14 protein-coding genes are annotated in these 15,401 nt (G+C 53.0%); 6 read left to right on the plus strand and 8 right to left on the minus strand.

Annotated features, from left to right (window positions below; all coding sequences use genetic code 11):
- The first annotated feature begins 8 nt into the window (after window positions 1-8).
- Window positions 9-1,307, plus strand: a complete 1,299-nt coding sequence (gene guaD / locus HBN79_RS09750; RefSeq protein ID WP_165484586.1) for a guanine deaminase — start codon at window positions 9-11, stop codon at window positions 1,305-1,307.
- Between the two features lie 111 nt (window positions 1,308-1,418).
- On the opposite strand, the gene HBN79_RS09755 is transcribed toward guaD, so the two are convergent.
- A complete protein-coding gene (locus HBN79_RS09755) occupies window positions 1,419-2,186 on the minus strand; it encodes a GntR family transcriptional regulator (RefSeq protein WP_095002775.1) in 768 nt (255 codons plus the stop codon).
- Window positions 2,187-2,413: 227 nt separating this feature from the next.
- Here HBN79_RS09755 and HBN79_RS09760 point away from each other — a divergent pair, with 227 nt between their 5' ends.
- Window positions 2,414-3,604 carry a benzoate/H(+) symporter BenE family transporter gene (locus tag HBN79_RS09760; protein WP_095025014.1) on the plus strand — a complete coding sequence of 397 codons (1,191 nt, stop codon included), beginning with the start codon at window positions 2,414-2,416 and terminating at the stop codon, window positions 3,602-3,604.
- 4 nt (window positions 3,605-3,608) lie between these two features.
- Here the strand turns inward: HBN79_RS09760 and HBN79_RS09765 are convergent, their stop codons facing one another.
- Window positions 3,609-4,370 (minus strand): SDR family oxidoreductase, encoded by a 762-nt coding sequence (locus HBN79_RS09765; protein ID WP_169916660.1) that lies wholly within the window; start codon window positions 4,368-4,370, stop codon window positions 3,609-3,611.
- Between the two features lie 196 nt (window positions 4,371-4,566).
- Between HBN79_RS09765 and HBN79_RS09770 the strand changes: the two genes are divergently transcribed.
- Window positions 4,567-5,571 carry an NADP-dependent oxidoreductase gene (locus HBN79_RS09770; protein ID WP_095002778.1) on the plus strand — a complete coding sequence of 335 codons (1,005 nt, stop codon included), beginning with the start codon at window positions 4,567-4,569 and terminating at the stop codon, window positions 5,569-5,571.
- 125 nt (window positions 5,572-5,696) lie between these two features.
- Here HBN79_RS09770 and pyrF read toward each other — a convergent pair whose 3' ends face one another.
- Window positions 5,697-6,395, minus strand: a complete 699-nt coding sequence (pyrF, locus tag HBN79_RS09775; RefSeq protein ID WP_165446498.1) for an orotidine-5'-phosphate decarboxylase — start codon at window positions 6,393-6,395, stop codon at window positions 5,697-5,699.
- A gap of 230 nt (window positions 6,396-6,625) precedes the next feature.
- On the opposite strand from pyrF, the gene HBN79_RS09780 reads away from it, so the two are divergent.
- A complete protein-coding gene (locus HBN79_RS09780; RefSeq protein ID WP_095002780.1) occupies window positions 6,626-6,793 on the plus strand; it encodes a DUF2897 family protein in 168 nt (55 codons plus the stop codon).
- Between the two features lie 137 nt (window positions 6,794-6,930).
- Entirely contained in the window at window positions 6,931-7,494 is a 564-nt protein-coding gene (locus HBN79_RS09785) for a TetR/AcrR family transcriptional regulator (protein ID WP_169916661.1), read from the plus strand.
- Window positions 7,495-7,557: 63 nt separating this feature from the next.
- Here HBN79_RS09785 and HBN79_RS09790 read toward each other — a convergent pair whose 3' ends face one another.
- Window positions 7,558-7,887: a helix-hairpin-helix domain-containing protein gene (locus HBN79_RS09790; protein WP_095002782.1), complete on the minus strand. Its 330-nt coding sequence runs from the start codon at window positions 7,885-7,887 to the stop codon at window positions 7,558-7,560.
- 447 nt (window positions 7,888-8,334) lie between these two features.
- Between HBN79_RS09790 and HBN79_RS09795 the strand changes: the two genes are divergently transcribed.
- Window positions 8,335-9,501, plus strand: a complete 1,167-nt coding sequence (locus HBN79_RS09795) for an acyltransferase (protein WP_169916662.1) — start codon at window positions 8,335-8,337, stop codon at window positions 9,499-9,501.
- Between the two features lie 405 nt (window positions 9,502-9,906).
- Here HBN79_RS09795 and HBN79_RS09800 read toward each other — a convergent pair whose 3' ends face one another.
- The 4 genes from HBN79_RS09800 to HBN79_RS09815 form a co-directional block, all read right to left on the minus strand.
- Entirely contained in the window at window positions 9,907-11,904 is a 1,998-nt protein-coding gene (locus HBN79_RS09800) for a nucleoside-diphosphate sugar epimerase/dehydratase (protein WP_095025924.1), read from the minus strand.
- A gap of 113 nt (window positions 11,905-12,017) precedes the next feature.
- On the minus strand, window positions 12,018-13,037 hold the full coding sequence (locus HBN79_RS09805) for a glycosyltransferase family 4 protein (protein WP_095025923.1): 1,020 nt from the start codon (window positions 13,035-13,037) through the stop codon (window positions 12,018-12,020).
- Window positions 13,038-13,080: 43 nt separating this feature from the next.
- Window positions 13,081-14,061 carry an SDR family oxidoreductase gene (locus tag HBN79_RS09810; protein ID WP_238705570.1) on the minus strand — a complete coding sequence of 327 codons (981 nt, stop codon included), beginning with the start codon at window positions 14,059-14,061 and terminating at the stop codon, window positions 13,081-13,083.
- Between the two features lie 43 nt (window positions 14,062-14,104).
- The gene (locus tag HBN79_RS09815; protein WP_169916663.1) at window positions 14,105-15,232 is read right to left on the minus strand and encodes a glycosyltransferase family 4 protein; all 1,128 of its coding nucleotides are present in this window, start codon (window positions 15,230-15,232) and stop codon (window positions 14,105-14,107) included.
- Between the last annotated feature and the right edge of the window lie 169 nt (window positions 15,233-15,401).

Consider the following 15,401-nt stretch of genomic DNA (forward strand, 5'->3'; position numbering starts at 1 on the left):
GAATTGCCATGACTTGTAAAGCCTATCGCGCCGCCATTTTGCACAGCATCGCCGACCCCGCCGAAGTCGGGATCGAGGCCTCCTATGAATATTTTGCAGACGGCTTGCTGGTGGTCGACAACGGCCAGATCAAGGCTGTTGGCCCGGCCAGCGAACTGCTTGGCACACTGGCCGCCGACGTTGCTGTGACCGAGTACAAAGACGCACTGATCACCCCCGGCTTTATCGATACCCATATCCATTTCCCGCAAACCGGGATGATTGGCGCCTACGGCGAGCAACTGCTCGACTGGCTCAACACCTACACCTTCCCGTGCGAAAACCAGTTCGCCGATAAGGCCCATGCTGACGAAGTTGCTGACGTATTCCTGAAGGAACTGCTACGCAACGGCACCACCACCGCCCTGGTCTTCGGCAGCGTACACCCGCAATCGGTGGATGCCCTGTTTGAGGCCGCACAGCACCTGGACCTGCGTCTGATCGCCGGCAAGGTGATGATGGACCGCAACGCCCCAGACTATCTGACCGATACCGCCGAAACCGGCTACAGCGAAAGCAAGGCACTGATCGAGCGCTGGCACGGTAAGGGCCGCCTGCATTACGCCGTCACCCCGCGCTTCGCGCCGACCAGCACCCCGGAGCAATTGACCCTGGCCGGCAAGCTGCTGGGCGAATACCCGGATGTGTATCTGCACACCCATATCAGCGAGAACCTTCAGGAAATCGAGTGGGTCAAGTCGCTGTTCCCTGAGCGCAAAGGCTATCTGGATGTGTACGACCACTACCAGTTGCTGGGCGAGCGCTCTGTATTTGCCCACGGTGTACATCTGTGTGACGAGGAATGTGCGCGACTCGCCGAGACCGGTTCGGCAGTGGCGTTCTGCCCGACTTCCAACCTGTTTTTGGGCAGCGGCCTGTTCAACCTGCCGATGGCCGAAAAGCACAAGCTCAATGTGGGGCTGGGCACAGACGTGGGTGCAGGTACCAGCTTCTCGCTGCTCAACACCCTGAACGAAGCCTACAAGGTCATGCAACTGCAGGGCGCACGCCTCGATCCGTTCAAGTCGTTGTACCTGGCTACGTTGGGCGGGGCGCGAGCACTGCGCCTGGAAGACAAGATCGGCAATCTGCAACCGGGCAGCGACGCTGACTTCCTGGTACTGGACTACAACGCTACGCCACTGATGAGCTATCGCCTCAAGCAGTCAAAAAACATCGCCGAGACGCTGTTTGTATTGATGACCCTTGGGGATGACCGTACCGTGCAGCAAACCTATGCGGCAGGCAATCTGGTGCATCAGCGCTGATAATTTCCCTTGTGGGAGCGGGCTTGCTCGAGAGGTTATCGATGCGGTTCTACTGAAGCACCGCGTCGCCTGCATCGCGGGCAAGCCCGCTCCCACAAGAGCAGCCGAGGCTTAAAGCTTGGCAGCAGGCCGAGGGCTTTTGCCCTTGGTTTGCAGCAAGTGCGAAAACACCGCGTGCAAGTCGTCAGAGGCGCTTTCTTCGTCAAGGTTGAGCTTGCTGTCAATGTGATCCATGTGATGCATCATCAGGTGCACGGCCTGGCCGGCATCACGGGCTTCGATGGCATCGATCAATTGCATGTGCTCGTCATAAGAGCAGTGCGAACGGTTGCCGCTCTCGTACTGGGCAATAATCAACGACGTTTGCGACACCAGACTGCGCTGAAAGCTGATCAGCGGCGCATTCTTCGCCGCTTCGGCCAACTTCAGGTGGAACTCGCCCGACAGGCGAATACCCGCACCCCGATCGCCCCGCGAAAAACTGTCGCGCTCGTCCTGGACCATCTTGCGCAGTTGCGCCAGATCATCAGCCGTAGCATGCACCACCGCCAGCTCGGTAATGGCCTTTTCAACCAGTCGCCGGGCCAGAAACACCTGGCGCGCTTCTTCTACGCTAGGGCTCGCCACCACTGCACCACGATTAGGGCGCAGCAGCACAACCCCTTCATGGGCCAGACGCGACAGGGCGCGACGAATAATGGTGCGGCTCACGCCAAAGATTTCGCCCAGAGCCTCTTCACTCAACTTGGTGCCAGGCGCCAGACGCTGTTCAAGGATCGCCTCGAAAATATGCGCATAGACAATATCGTCCTGGGTTCCACTGCGGCCGGCCTTGCCAGCGCGGGGTTGTTTCTTGAGAGGCTGCAACTGTTCGTTCATGGGCACTCGTGTGGGAAGCGGCGGCGAATAAGGGATTACGCTAGTACGTAAACGGGTGTCACCGACCAGAAATTAATGCAAAAAACAGGGCGCATTGTACACAAAGCAGAGTGCCAGTACGACTGTACGGTCGTTTACGAACCCTGCTGTATCGCAACTAGATGCAACCTTTACGTTTAGGCTTGTCGCCTGCCCGAACTCCTATAGCACACAAGGAAGACCGTTCCATGACCGACACCCCGCAGCCGCGCTTGCATCCACTGGCAGACACCTCGCCCTCGGCGGTGGTCGCAGGCTTTATCGCCATGATGACCGGCTACACCAGCTCCCTGGTCCTGATGTTCCAGGCGGGTCAGGCAGCGGGACTTACCAGCGGGCAGATTTCATCATGGATCTGGGCACTGTCGATCGGCATGGCTGTTTGCAGCATAGGCTTGTCTTTGCGTTATCGCACACCGATCACCATCGCCTGGTCCACACCGGGGGCGGCACTGCTGATCACCAGCCTTGGCGGCGTCAGTTACGGCGAGGCCATCGGCGCCTATATCACCTGCGCGGTACTGGTGATCATCTGTGGCATCACCGGCAGTTTTGAGCGCCTGGTCAAGCGCATCCCCTCATCCCTGGCCGCCGCGTTGCTGGCGGGCATCCTGTTTAAAATCGGCAGCGAAATCTTCGTCGCGGCGCAACATCGCACCGGCCTGGTGATCGGCATGTTTTTCACCTACCTGATCGTCAAGCGCCTGTCACCCCGCTACGCCGTACTGGCGGCGCTGCTGATCGGCACCCTGCTGTCGGGCATGCTCGGGCTGCTGGACTTCAGCGGTTTTTCCCTTGAAGTGGCCGTGCCGGTGTGGACCACGCCGTCCTTTTCGCTGGCGGCAACCATCAGCATCGGTATCCCGCTGTTTGTGGTGGCCATGACCTCGCAAAACATGCCGGGCATCGCCGTACTGCGGGCCGATGGCTATGACGTGCCCGCCTCGCCGCTGATCACCACCACCGGGGTAGCCTCCTTGCTGCTCGCCCCCTTCGGCTCCCACGGCATCAACCTGGCAGCCATCAGTGCCGCCATCTGCACCGGCCCCCATGCCCACGAAGACCCGAAAAAACGCTACACCGCAGCCGTGTGGTGCGGAGTTTTCTATGGCATCGCCGGCATATTCGGCGCCACCCTGGCCGCCCTGTTCGCCTCATTGCCCAAGGAACTGGTGCTGTCGATTGCCGCACTGGCACTGTTCGGCTCGATCATGAACGGGCTGAGTATTGCCATGGGCGAAGCCAGGGAGCGTGAAGCTGCCCTGGTGACCTTTATGGTCACCGCATCGGGCATGACCCTGTTTTCAATTGGCTCGGCTTTCTGGGGCATTGTTGCGGGCGTACTGACCCTGATGATCCTGAACGTCAAATCACGCTGAGCTATCAGATCGCCAGTGCCCCGCCATCGACCGCCAGCGCATGGCCTGTGGTAAATGCTGCGCCATCCGAGCACAGGTACAGCACGGCGCTGGCAACTTCTTCGACCGTGCCGATACGCCCCACCGGGTGCATCGCGGCGGCAAATTCAGCCTTGCGCGGGTCGACCTCATAAGCGCGGCGGAACATATCGGTATCGATGACCGCCGGGCACACCGCGTTCACCCGAATATGCTTTTTCGCATACTCAATGGCTGCCGATTTGGTCAGCCCGATCACCGCATGTTTGGACGCCGAGTAAATGCTCATCTTTGGCGCGGCGCCCAGTCCGGCCACCGAGGCGGTATTGACGATCGCCCCGCCGCCCTGGGCCAGCATCAATGGCAGCTGATATTTCATGCACAGCCAAACGCCCTTGACGTTTACCCCCATGATCGCATCGAACTCATCCAGGGTACCGTCGGCCAGGCGACTATGCTCGATCTCGATCCCGGCATTGTTGAAGGCATAGTCCAGACGCCCGTAGGTGCTGATTGTCTGCTCCATCAGTTGCCTGACCTGCGCCTCTACAGTGACATCGCAGCCTGCGAAAACAGCACTGCCGCCCGCAGCCCTTATCTGCTCGACAGTGTCTTCACCCGCTGCCACATCCCGATCAGCCACCACCACCTTCAAACCCTCGCCGGCAAATGCCAGCGCCGCGGCCCTCCCGATACCGGCCCCGCCCCCTGTCACTACAGCCACTTGCCCCGTAAACGTCATGCCCATCGTCTTAACCCTCAGCAGAGTGCATCTGTACCCCCGAAACGTTCGGACACGGCCATCCGCCTATTTATCCGAGTGATAAAAGACTGCCTACAACCATCACCATCACTGATAAAAACCTATTCGTAAGCGCGTATTCACTTGCCCTGTAGCGTGAGAAGGTCTATCAACAGCCATCAATCTCTAAAGAGTTATAGCAATGACTGACCAGACAAACCGCCAATTCCTGCTCGCCAAACGTCCAGTCGGTGCAGCAACCCGCGATACCTTCACCTTCCAGCAAGTGCCCGTAGTACAGCCCAAGGACGGCCAGATCCTGGTCAAAAATGAATACTTGTCCCTCGACCCGGCCATGCGTGGCTGGATGAACGAAGGCAAGTCCTATATTCCGCCGGTAGCGCTGGGTGATGTGATGCGCGCCCTGGGAGTGGGCAAGGTGATTGCCAGCGCCCACCCGGGCTTTGCTGTGGGGGATTACGTCAACGGTGCCCTGGGAATGCAGGATTACTTCACCGGTGAGCCACGTGGTTTCTACAAGGTCGACCCGAAACTGGTACCGCTGCCCGTGTATCTGTCCGCACTGGGCATGACGGGCATGACGGCCTACTTCGCCCTGCTGGACGTCGGCGCACCGAAAACAGGAGACACCGTGGTGATTTCCGGCGCAGCGGGTGCTGTTGGCAGCATTGCCGGGCAAATCGCCAAGTTGAAGGGCTGCCGCGTGGTAGGCATTGCCGGCGGCCAAGAGAAATGTAAGCGGCTGGTCGAGGAGTTCGGCTTTGACGGTGTAATCGACTACAAGAACGAAGATATGCTCGCAGGCCTCAAACGCGAATGCCCCAAGGGTGTAGATGTGTTTTTCGACAACGTGGGCGGCGATATTCTCGACGCCGTATTGAGCCGTTTGAATTTCAAGGCGCGGGTCATCATCTGCGGAGCCATCAGCCAGTACAACAACAAGGAAGCCGTTAAAGGTCCGGCCAACTACTTGTCACTGCTGGTCAATCGCGCCCGCATGGAAGGCTTTGTGGTAATGGACTATGCCGATCGCTATGCAGCAGCCGGACAAGAGATGGCGGGCTGGCTGCTCAAGGGCCAGTTGAAAAGCAAAGAGCATATTGTTGAAGGCCTGGAAAGCTTCCCGGAAAGCCTGGCGAAGCTGTTCAGCGGGGAAAATCACGGCAAGCTGGTGTTGAAGGTCTGACACACCACATACAGGTGGCAGCGGACTTGCTCGCAATACAGGCACCGCGGCCTGTCAAGGCAGACCGCGGCGCGGCAATCGCGGGCTTGCCCGCGATTGCCGAATCAGAACGGTGGCAAACAGCCTTAAGCCAGCTCAGCTACCACGGCAGCGAGTGCCTTGGCCGGATCCACTGCCTGGCTGATCGGGCGCCCGATTACCAGATAATCAGAACCTGCATCCAGTGCCTGGCGAGGCGTCAGGATACGACGCTGATCGTCCTGCGCACTGCCCGCAGGACGAATCCCCGGGGTTACCAGTTGCAGACCCGGGTGCGCGGCCTTCAGCGCTTGCGCCTCCAGGGCCGAACACACCAGGCCATCCATACCGGCCTTGTCGGCCAGGGCTGCAAGGCGTAACACTTGCTCCTGAGGCTCAATATCCAGGCCAATACCGGCCAGGTCTTCACGCTCCATGCTGGTCAACACGGTCACGCCAATCAGCAACGGCTGCGGGCCGGTGCGCTTGTCGAGTACTTCGCGGCAAGCGGCCATCATGCGCAAGCCGCCCGAACAGTGAACGTTAACCATCCATACGCCCATTTCAGCTGCGGCCTTGACCGCCATTGCCGTGGTATTGGGGATATCGTGGAACTTCAGGTCCAGAAATACTTCAAAACCCTTGTCGCGCAAAGTACCGACGATTTCCGAAGCGCAACTGGTGAACAGCTCTTTGCCCACCTTGACACGGCACTGCTTGGGGTCCAACTGATCAGCCAGTTTCAATGCGGCGTCACGGGTCGGGAAATCCAGGGCGACGATAATAGGAGTCTGGCAGTCGGACATTAGCGGGTTCTCAGGCTGGTCGAAATCGGCGCGCATTGTAGCGGAACCAGCCGCTTACCGGCACCCGATGATCGCAAATACACGATTTTAGTCTTTACCAAGCTTATACCGCACATGACTGAATAACCGGCCTACACTGAAAGCAATCAACACTTACTCACTTAACAGGATAAACAGCAGCACACAGCGCAACCCCTGCCCTGTGCTGCACTCAACACGGAGAACACTCTATGCCTTGGTATGCCTGGTTAATTCTCGTCGTCGCTATCGGTGTCATTGTAGGCGCCCTGATGACACTACGTGACACAGCCAATAAAGTTGAACTGACCGATGAGCAACGCAAACGTGTTGCCGAACGCAATGCCGAAATGGACGCCAAGGAATCAAAAGACAGGTAGTCAGACAAGCGCTCAGGGCCTGCATGCCAAGGAATGAGCATCGGTGAGGAAAAACCTACAAACAGTTGCATGATTAACCACTGCATCTGTTTGAAGGTCGACGCTATGATGGTCCATTGCATAAAGAGACACCTGTCATGCGCTATTCACAAGATCATAAAGCCCAAACCCATCAGCGCATCGTTAAAGAAGCATCCGGGCTCTTTCGACGACACGGTATTGGCGCCACAGGCCTGCAACCCCTGATGAAATCACTGGGCCTTACTCACGGTGGTTTCTATGCTCATTTTTCATCCAAAAACGACCTGGTAGAAAAAGCCTTGCAGCACGCAGCCAACCAGGTTGACGGTATCTGCGCCGAACTGTTCAGCCAGCCCCACCCCCTGCACGCATTTATCGATGCTTACTTGTCTGAGTGGCATCTGACCTCCCCCCATGAGGGTTGCCCGTTGCCGACCATGTCCGCTGAAATGGCCCAACAGGGCCAGGCAAGTGTCACCACCGACCATGTCATCGATGCCAGGCTCAAACAGATCCAGACGACCCTGCAAGGGTCAGACACTGAAGACAAAAGCATCGTGATTTTCGCTACCCTGGTAGGCGCACTGGTTCTGGCTCGCGGCGCAGAGAGTGATGCACTGAAACAGAAGATTTTCGAAGTCACGCGCAGTACATTGAAGTCGTCAGCGCCTTATGCCTGAACGCTTGCTGACAGCCACAAAAAAGCCAGTCTATGACTGGCTTTTTTCGTTCTGTTACCTGGCTTAGCTGATTACGATCTTGTCGCGGTTTCTCTCCAGAATAACCTTGCCTATGCCTTTGACCTCAAGCAACTCATCGACTGAAGTAAAATCACCATTGGCCTCGCGATAAGCCACGATCGCCTTGGCTTTAACAGCCCCTACACCCGAAAGTTCACGCTGCAGGGTAGCCTCATCTGCGGTATTGATATTAATCGTCACCACTTTGGCATCCAGCACTACTGGCGCAGCAACCACCGGTTCAACTGCTCCGGCCGCAGGTGCGGCATGGGCCACACTGGAAACACCTACCATCAAGGCAAAGAAAATCGAAGAGAGAAAAGCAGTACGCATAATTGACACTCCATAACATCGTTAATTTAAAAACAGCTTTCCTGAGCTGTATTTCAAACTTAGGCGATGGCTGGAAAATGTCAAAAACGGGTGCATTGCAGAGTGTGTATGCTTTTAGAAGTAGGGAATTCAGACACTTACACATAAACCGGACTACTAGCCAGTGCTAAAAAAACCACTTCCAAGGCCAAGGATAATTAGGCTCAAATCATTTAACAACTGGCGTGCGTGGCCATTTCATACTGTTGAACACTGACACAGGCCTAGCGGATTTTTCCTAAGCCTCCCTAGCAGTTTTCGGCTTGGAGCGATATGATTCGATCCAATGTCCGGACGTTGACCACCTTGGACACCCTCAATCTTGAAGACAAACACAATCAGTCACAATGCGATTTACGCTGAACAACAATGTGGCATTTAAAAAACACTTGGATTCCAACGATAAAAATGAATACTGAATTCACCCTGGAAACACTCGCAATAACCTTATCAATCATCTTGTTATTTTTACTTTTTTCAACTTTGCTCAAAAGCAAAATAGAGCTAAATGAAGTCAAGCATGACTATAAGTTCATCAACGGATTGAGAGGTCTCGCGGCCGTATTTGTTGTTATCAATCATGCTCCCTTCATGCTGGCCAACATGGGAATGAAAAACGATAATTTTTCTTCATGGGGTTGGATATATGTAAACCTGGGCTCCTTTGGCGTGCAAATATTTTTCTGCATTACAGGTTTTTTATTTTTCGATAAAATAATGAAAAGTCCGGCCATCCAGTGGGAAAAATTCTTTGAAGGTCGCGTCAGGCGCGTAGCCCCCTTATACTATTTCTCTTCACTGATAGTCTTTGTCATTGCCGCCCTGTATTCCGGTTTCGACATCTTCAACAAAGAAACACTTCTGACTGTCGCCAGCATGTTGACCTTCAACTTCCTTGACGGTCCATCCAAAATCGGCGGCATCGTACTGACCCCGCTCAATTCAGTCACTTGGACACTGGTCCATGAGTGGCGATTCTATGCAGTCCTACCCCTTATTGCACTGACTTACAAGTCCAGATATAACAAATGGGTACTGGCCATTGCATTATTACTCGCTGCCATCGACTTGAGCATGAGCACCATTGTTTGCTGGGCATACTTTTTGAGCGGTATTATTGCCGCAGCCCTTCACAACAAACTCCGCCATACCATGCCGGCGACCTGGCCTCTCTCAATCATTGCGCTCGGCATATTTATATACACTTGCGGAACCAAAAATCCACAAGGATACGACGCGCTTCGATTCGCGCTCACATCCTGTTTCTTTTTGTGCATTACGCTTGCAAATCCCAGGATCTTACATGCGCAGTGTCTTAACCGATTGAGTGATATCAGCTACAGCATTTATCTGATGCATTTGCCCATCATCTATTTGACATTCAAAATTGCTTCACACTTCGTAGACATGTCAACAATATCCAAAACAACATTTTGGTCAATCAACTTGATTGCGATACCGTTGATAACCTGGGTATCGACACTGACCTATATCCATATTGAAAAAAGGTTCATGAGCAAAAAGGCTAATTCTGCAACTATCCCTGCCACTCCTGCCAGTGCGCCCATTATCTAAATTCCCGCAAGTCGCTCTCAGAAAGCTTGAAGCATCAGCTCACACTGATGCTTCAAGCAGGGGATTTAAGCAAGTCGCATACATGGCAAAACGAATGGTTATCCTCAGGCGTTTTTGCCTTGCTAAATCGCGGTTTATCCAAACAACGCCGTGCAAGAAGAGGTGATTAACGAACACCGTCACTCAGACACCAGGATTGGTATCGAAGCGCAGGTTTTATCAGGAGCGTAAAAGCTTCGGATCAAGCACGCAGGGAGATGCTTTCTTTTACACGCCTGCTAGGTTTGCGGGCTGGTTTAGAAAAACTGCAGCGTACAGTTGCAGGTCAATGCCAAATTCACAGGGTATAAATTCATTAAGTGCAAAGGGTAGCCCCCCTCTAAGGCAAGGGGCAGGGTAGCCATTTCAAGACGGTTCTACACGACTTTGCTGGTAGATCCAATCCACAATATCCCCTTCGGGCGAATAGCCACTTACCGTCTCACGCAACAGTTGGCGAACCCGGGCATAGTCATCCTGATCAACCGCGTCGAGTAATAGCCCTAACCGCCCCTTAAGCTCATCCCAGGACAACATGTCTTCGTTGGCACTCATGATCATCGGGTGCTGGGTTGCTACGACGTTATCCCCGATCAGTAGCTCTTCGTAAAGTTTTTCACCGGGACGCAAGCCGGTGAACTCGATTTCGATATCGCCATGAAGATTTTTTTCGGAACGGACACTCAAGCCCGACAGGTGGATCATCTTCTCTGCCAGCTCGACGATTTTTACCGGCTCGCCCATATCGAGGACGAACACATCCCCGCCCTGCCCCATTGAACCCGCCTGAATCACCAGTTGGGCAGCCTCCGGGATAGTCATGAAGTAACGAGTGATCTTGGGGTGAGTAACGGTCAAGGGACCGCCAGCCTTGATCTGTTTGTGGAACAACGGAATCACCGACCCTGATGAACCCAAAACATTGCCAAAACGAACCATGGTGAAGCGAGTCTTGTTGACCCGAGAGACATTTGACTTGTCATCAAACAGTACCGGAGCCACTTCACGACTGAGAGCCTGAAGTGTCATCTCCGCCAGACGCTTGGTGCTGCCCATCACATTGGTCGGCCTTACAGCCTTGTCGGTGGAGATCAGCACAAAGTTCGCCACACCGGACTGCAAGGCAGCCTGGGCGGTATTGAGCGTGCCTATAACATTGTTCAACACGCCTTCGGCAATATTGTGCTCGACCATAGGCACATGCTTGTAGGCAGCAGCGTGATAGACCGTATCGACCTGCCAGGTCTTCATCATGTCCAGCAACTTCTGCGGATTACGCACCGACCCCAGAATCGGCAAAACCTTGACCGACAGCGACCCACGACTGACCCGCTGTTCCAGCTCGCTGAGAATACTGTAAAGATTGAACTCGCTGTGCTCAAACAACAGCAGCGTCGTCGGCCTCAGCGCAAGAATCTGCCGGCACAGCTCCGAGCCAATGGAGCCACCCGCACCGGTGACCAACACGCACTGCCCCTTGATGCAGTGCTCTAACAGTTCACCTTGAGCAGGGACTGCATCACGACCCAGCAAATCGGCGATATCCACTTCCTGGATATCATCGACCTTGACCCGGCCACTGGCCAAATCCATAAAACCGGGAACACTGCGGACGTGGAGCGGGAAACCTTCAAGCAAACCTAAGATTTCCCGACGGCGCCCCCGGGAAGAGGACGGAATCGCCAGAAGCAATTCCTGCGCACCTGTACGATCGATCATCTGTTGAATATTTGCAGGCGTATACACCTGCAAGCCGGAGATGATGCGATCAGCAATGCTGCCGTCATCGTCAATAAAAGCGACCGGGCGCATCATCCGGCCCATGCGCAAGGCGGCAACCAATTGATTGCCAGCTGCGCCGGCTCCATAAATGGCTACTCTGGGCAAGCCATCGTCACGATTGGTAAACGGCACATGTTGGGCGGCAGCGAACCAGTCACCCAGGAAGTACTGGCGCATCGCAAGGCGCAGGCCACCGAGCATGATCAGGCTAAGCCACCAATAGTTGAAAATGATCGAGCGAGGCACGACATTTTCATGGTTGCTATACCAGTACACCACCACAGCCAGAATCAGCGAGGAGAGGCTGACAGCCTTGATAATGGCGATCAGGGCATCGTTGCCGAAATAGCGCATTACGGCGCGGTACATACCGAAACGGACAAACAGCGGGATGGCAATCAAGGGGGCGCCGATAAACAGCCACATATGCAGCTTGACCGGGTTGATCATATCGTCAATCCCGAGGCGCACGACAAATGCAAGCCATAGGGCCAGCCAGACTACAATAATATCTGTCGCAACTTGAATAAATCGCTTTTGCTTACGCGATAAGTTCAATAAATATGCCCTAATACCATCCATGAAAATATTGCCCCCTAAAACAACCAAAAAACATAATGACTGCAAACCCGCACACGGCCAGAGCATGCATCATCAAAAAAATCAATGCGCTATCCTTGACTAAACATCCAGCCTCAAGAATTTTCCTTTGTCCCGGCTTGAAACTTGAAGGCCAGTACCGTGAGGGGGACATACGCGACAACCAGTCCCACTGCACCATTGAGCCCCAGCAAGGCAACACATAGCGCTATGGGCAGCAGCCACAAACAGTTTATCGCCAAAACAGCCATTGTCACTGGCAAATGGCCCCCAAAGGAGCGGGATGCAAATTGATAGGCATGGCTACGGTGAGCCTCGTACACCTTGCATCCATTCAGCAAGCGACGAATAAGAGTGACAGTCGCATCGACGATAAAAACCCCAAGGAGTATCAACCAGACCCATAACAAGGTTTGATCATGCCATGCAGCATGCAATGAAATCACACCCAAGGTGATGCCTAAAAAACCACTGCCCGCATCACCCATGAATATTTTAGCGGGAGGAAAGTTCCAGCACAGGAAACCAGCAACGGCTGCGCTCAGGAGCAATGGAAGGACAACCAGCTCTCTGGCCCCGATCAACCAGTAGATCAAACAGCTCCCCAGGCACACGCACAGCGCTTCTATACTGGCAAGGCCATCGATACCATCCATGAAATTGTAAAGATTGAGCAACCAGACAAGATATAGAGCAATGAAAATGTAGCCCAGCCAACCCATATCGACGTCGAGTCCAAAAATACTTAACGCGGGCAGCCCTCCCAACCAATAAATAGCCCATCCCGCGGCACTAAAATGCCCAAGCAATCGCCAGCGCGCTGCAATATGGCCATGGTCATCGAGAAATCCAAGCAATGCTATGGCAGCACCCGCACCTGTTAGTGCAAAAAAAACAGGGTTGTCAATTGCGTTTTCAAGCCAAACAAAAGGAAGCGCAATAAGAAAACTGATAACGATAGCCACACCCCCACCTCTGGGTGTAGGCACTGAGTGAGAACTGCGCGCATTGGGTATATCGATCAGGCTGCGCGCCAGTGCGTACCGTCGTAACAACCACGTTAATAGAAGCGCCAGTATCGCAACAGCAGGGACCAGCCACAGCAAATAATTCATTGACAACTCCGCATCATTACAAACATAGGATTCATTAATCCACTCACGCCTTTTTGAAAGCTTCTGCGGTTTTGCGCAAGGAATCCTCAACCGACATGGGTGGGGACCAGCCTAATAAATCTTGTGTTTTTTTAATATCTACTTGTAATGAACCACATAAGCGCTGGGCTACCCCTCGGCGTCCCAAAACGGATGCACACGTCAATAAAACAGCTGCAGGCACAGGCACTAAACGTGCCCTCCGTGACAATGCAATTCCCATACGCTTAAGCAATTGGGTCGTTGACATATCTTCGCCGTCACTGACCAGAAATGTTTGATTAACAGCAGCCGGATGGTTAAGGCATGTGACAATCAGATCTACCAAATTATCCAATGCAACCAGGCTGCGCTGATTTCGAACGCCACCCAATGGCAAAGGCAAGCCTTTATTCAGCCATCGCATCATGCTGTGGAAGTTTGCTTTTACACCGGGACCATACACCAGGACCGGACGTATTATAACAACGTCAAGATTTGAGGCAGCCGCGAGGAGCTTCAGTTGCTCCTCCGCCTCCATCTTGGACACCCCATAAGGATCTAATGGGGCTGGAAGATCATCAGGCGTGTATGGTTTGCCCGGAGCTGTCGCTTCACCGTTAACCTTGATTGAGCTGATAAAAATGAATCGCTTAACGCCAGCCAACACCGCTTGATTGGCCAACTCCAAAGTGGCCTGCACGTTAATCTTTCGGTATGCCGTCAAAGGATCGCTGGAACCATCATCCATTACGTGTACGCGCGCAGCGCAGTGAACAATCGCATCAACCCCAGCTAGTGATAAAGCGCGCGATGAAAGATTGTCCAGATCAGCATAAAGCGGTTCCACATTTGGGCTGGAAAACGCATGCTCACTGCGTAACATTGCCAAAACGGCAGCCCCTTCGCGGGAGGCTAACCGGTCCACAAGTGCAGAACCTAAAAAGCCACTGGCACCAGTAACGAGTATTTTATTACAGGCATTGAGTTGATCTTTACCCATCATGAACACACCTAAGGTATTTGAATATTTTTTAGAACTTCAAAGATCAACTCAAAAACCCATAGATTTTATCATTAACGCTGTTTACATCAAAATCGCGCATAGCCATTTCGCGACTTTCAACGCCCATCGTTACAATCAATTTTCTGTCGATCATGAACTTTTCCATTTTCTCATATAAATCCAATGTGGACCACGGGGTGGTCAAGAATCCGTTGACACCATCAACCACGGTATCACGACACCCCGGCACATCGGAGGTAATGACAGCGCGACCGATCGCCATCGCCTCCTGGGTACTCCTGGGTACTCCCTCTCTGTAAGAAGGGAGCACAAAAACGCTTGATGTATGCAGCCATTCGATAACATTATTTACATGCCCAGGGTAGGTTATCAACCCACTTTTTATGGCATGGTCGAGGGCATCCTCGGTGAGAGCTCCCGGGTTGGCAATGTCTATCCCGCCCAGTACAAGAAAGCGCGAGTCTGTATATTTTTCCCTGACAAGCTCAGCAGCCTTAACAAATTCATGTATCCCTTTTTCCGCTAACAAACGTCCGACAAAAACAAATACAACCGGTGTTTGGGGCGGTTCCGAATACTGATAACTGGTTAAATCAAGGCCAATCCCGCCAATAATATCGACGTTTTTTACGTTAATACCATACGCATCGACAAGGTCTTTCTTGTCATCGCCGTTCAACAAAATCAAACGCTCCAGAAATGGCATTGAGATTTTATACAAGATAACCTGAACATTTTTCAGTATTTTCGTTTTCAATTTCACTGCGTGAGGTTGTTCGGTAAAAGCATAGCCCAAACCTTCCAGCATACCGATCCGTCTTTTGACCCCAGCTAATTTAGCTGCCAGGGTTCCAAAAATGACAGGTTTGGAAAAGTAGCAAAAAACCAGATCAGGTTTGATTGAACGGAGAGTTCTAGATAGCTTTATGGTGTCTGATATATCTTTGAAAGGATTGAGGCCCGAGCGGCTCAATGTATAATCCACAGGCACTGCACCCAGCTTCTTGACTTCTGCCTTGCTAGCGTCATCATAATCAAGTGCAAACGCATAAACGGTAATGTCTTTACCCACTAAATATTTAATCAAGTCTCTGCGAAAACCTGTTACGCAGGAGGCGACAGTGCCTACAAGAGCAATACTGTTAATCATACCATTTGCCAAATATTAGAATCAGCCAGCGTCATCGAATATACCCTTATCTTTTAAAACCTGTGGCTCACTGACCAGAAAGTCATGAACAGCCAAAATAAATAATTCAACACACATTAACCAGACAACAAATACAACTTATACTTTTACTCATCATCTTTATCGCTAG

Source organism: Pseudomonas sp. WS 5051 (assembly GCF_012985715.1).
GTDB classification, from domain to species: domain Bacteria; phylum Pseudomonadota; class Gammaproteobacteria; order Pseudomonadales; family Pseudomonadaceae; genus Aquipseudomonas; species Aquipseudomonas bubulae.

What these genes read in the sequence shown, in the direction of transcription:
- guaD (WP_165484586.1), top strand. Translation starts at nt 9, where the DNA reads ATGACTTGTAAAGCCTATCGCGCCGCCATTTTGCACAGCATCGCCGAC.
- HBN79_RS09755 (WP_095002775.1), bottom strand. Translation starts at nt 2,186, where the DNA reads ATGAACGAACAGTTGCAGCCTCTCAAGAAACAACCCCGCGCTGGCAAG.
- HBN79_RS09760 (WP_095025014.1), top strand. Translation starts at nt 2,414, where the DNA reads ATGACCGACACCCCGCAGCCGCGCTTGCATCCACTGGCAGACACCTCG.
- HBN79_RS09765 (WP_169916660.1), bottom strand. Translation starts at nt 4,370, where the DNA reads ATGGGCATGACGTTTACGGGGCAAGTGGCTGTAGTGACAGGGGGCGGG.
- HBN79_RS09770 (WP_095002778.1), top strand. Translation starts at nt 4,567, where the DNA reads ATGACTGACCAGACAAACCGCCAATTCCTGCTCGCCAAACGTCCAGTC.
- pyrF (WP_165446498.1), bottom strand. Translation starts at nt 6,395, where the DNA reads ATGTCCGACTGCCAGACTCCTATTATCGTCGCCCTGGATTTCCCGACC.
- HBN79_RS09780 (WP_095002780.1), top strand. Translation starts at nt 6,626, where the DNA reads ATGCCTTGGTATGCCTGGTTAATTCTCGTCGTCGCTATCGGTGTCATT.
- HBN79_RS09785 (WP_169916661.1), top strand. Translation starts at nt 6,931, where the DNA reads ATGCGCTATTCACAAGATCATAAAGCCCAAACCCATCAGCGCATCGTT.
- HBN79_RS09790 (WP_095002782.1), bottom strand. Translation starts at nt 7,887, where the DNA reads ATGCGTACTGCTTTTCTCTCTTCGATTTTCTTTGCCTTGATGGTAGGT.
- HBN79_RS09795 (WP_169916662.1), top strand. Translation starts at nt 8,335, where the DNA reads ATGAATACTGAATTCACCCTGGAAACACTCGCAATAACCTTATCAATC.
- HBN79_RS09800 (WP_095025924.1), bottom strand. Translation starts at nt 11,904, where the DNA reads ATGGATGGTATTAGGGCATATTTATTGAACTTATCGCGTAAGCAAAAG.
- HBN79_RS09805 (WP_095025923.1), bottom strand. Translation starts at nt 13,037, where the DNA reads ATGAATTATTTGCTGTGGCTGGTCCCTGCTGTTGCGATACTGGCGCTT.
- HBN79_RS09810 (WP_238705570.1), bottom strand. Translation starts at nt 14,061, where the DNA reads ATGATGGGTAAAGATCAACTCAATGCCTGTAATAAAATACTCGTTACT.
- HBN79_RS09815 (WP_169916663.1), bottom strand. Translation starts at nt 15,232, where the DNA reads ATGATTAACAGTATTGCTCTTGTAGGCACTGTCGCCTCCTGCGTAACA.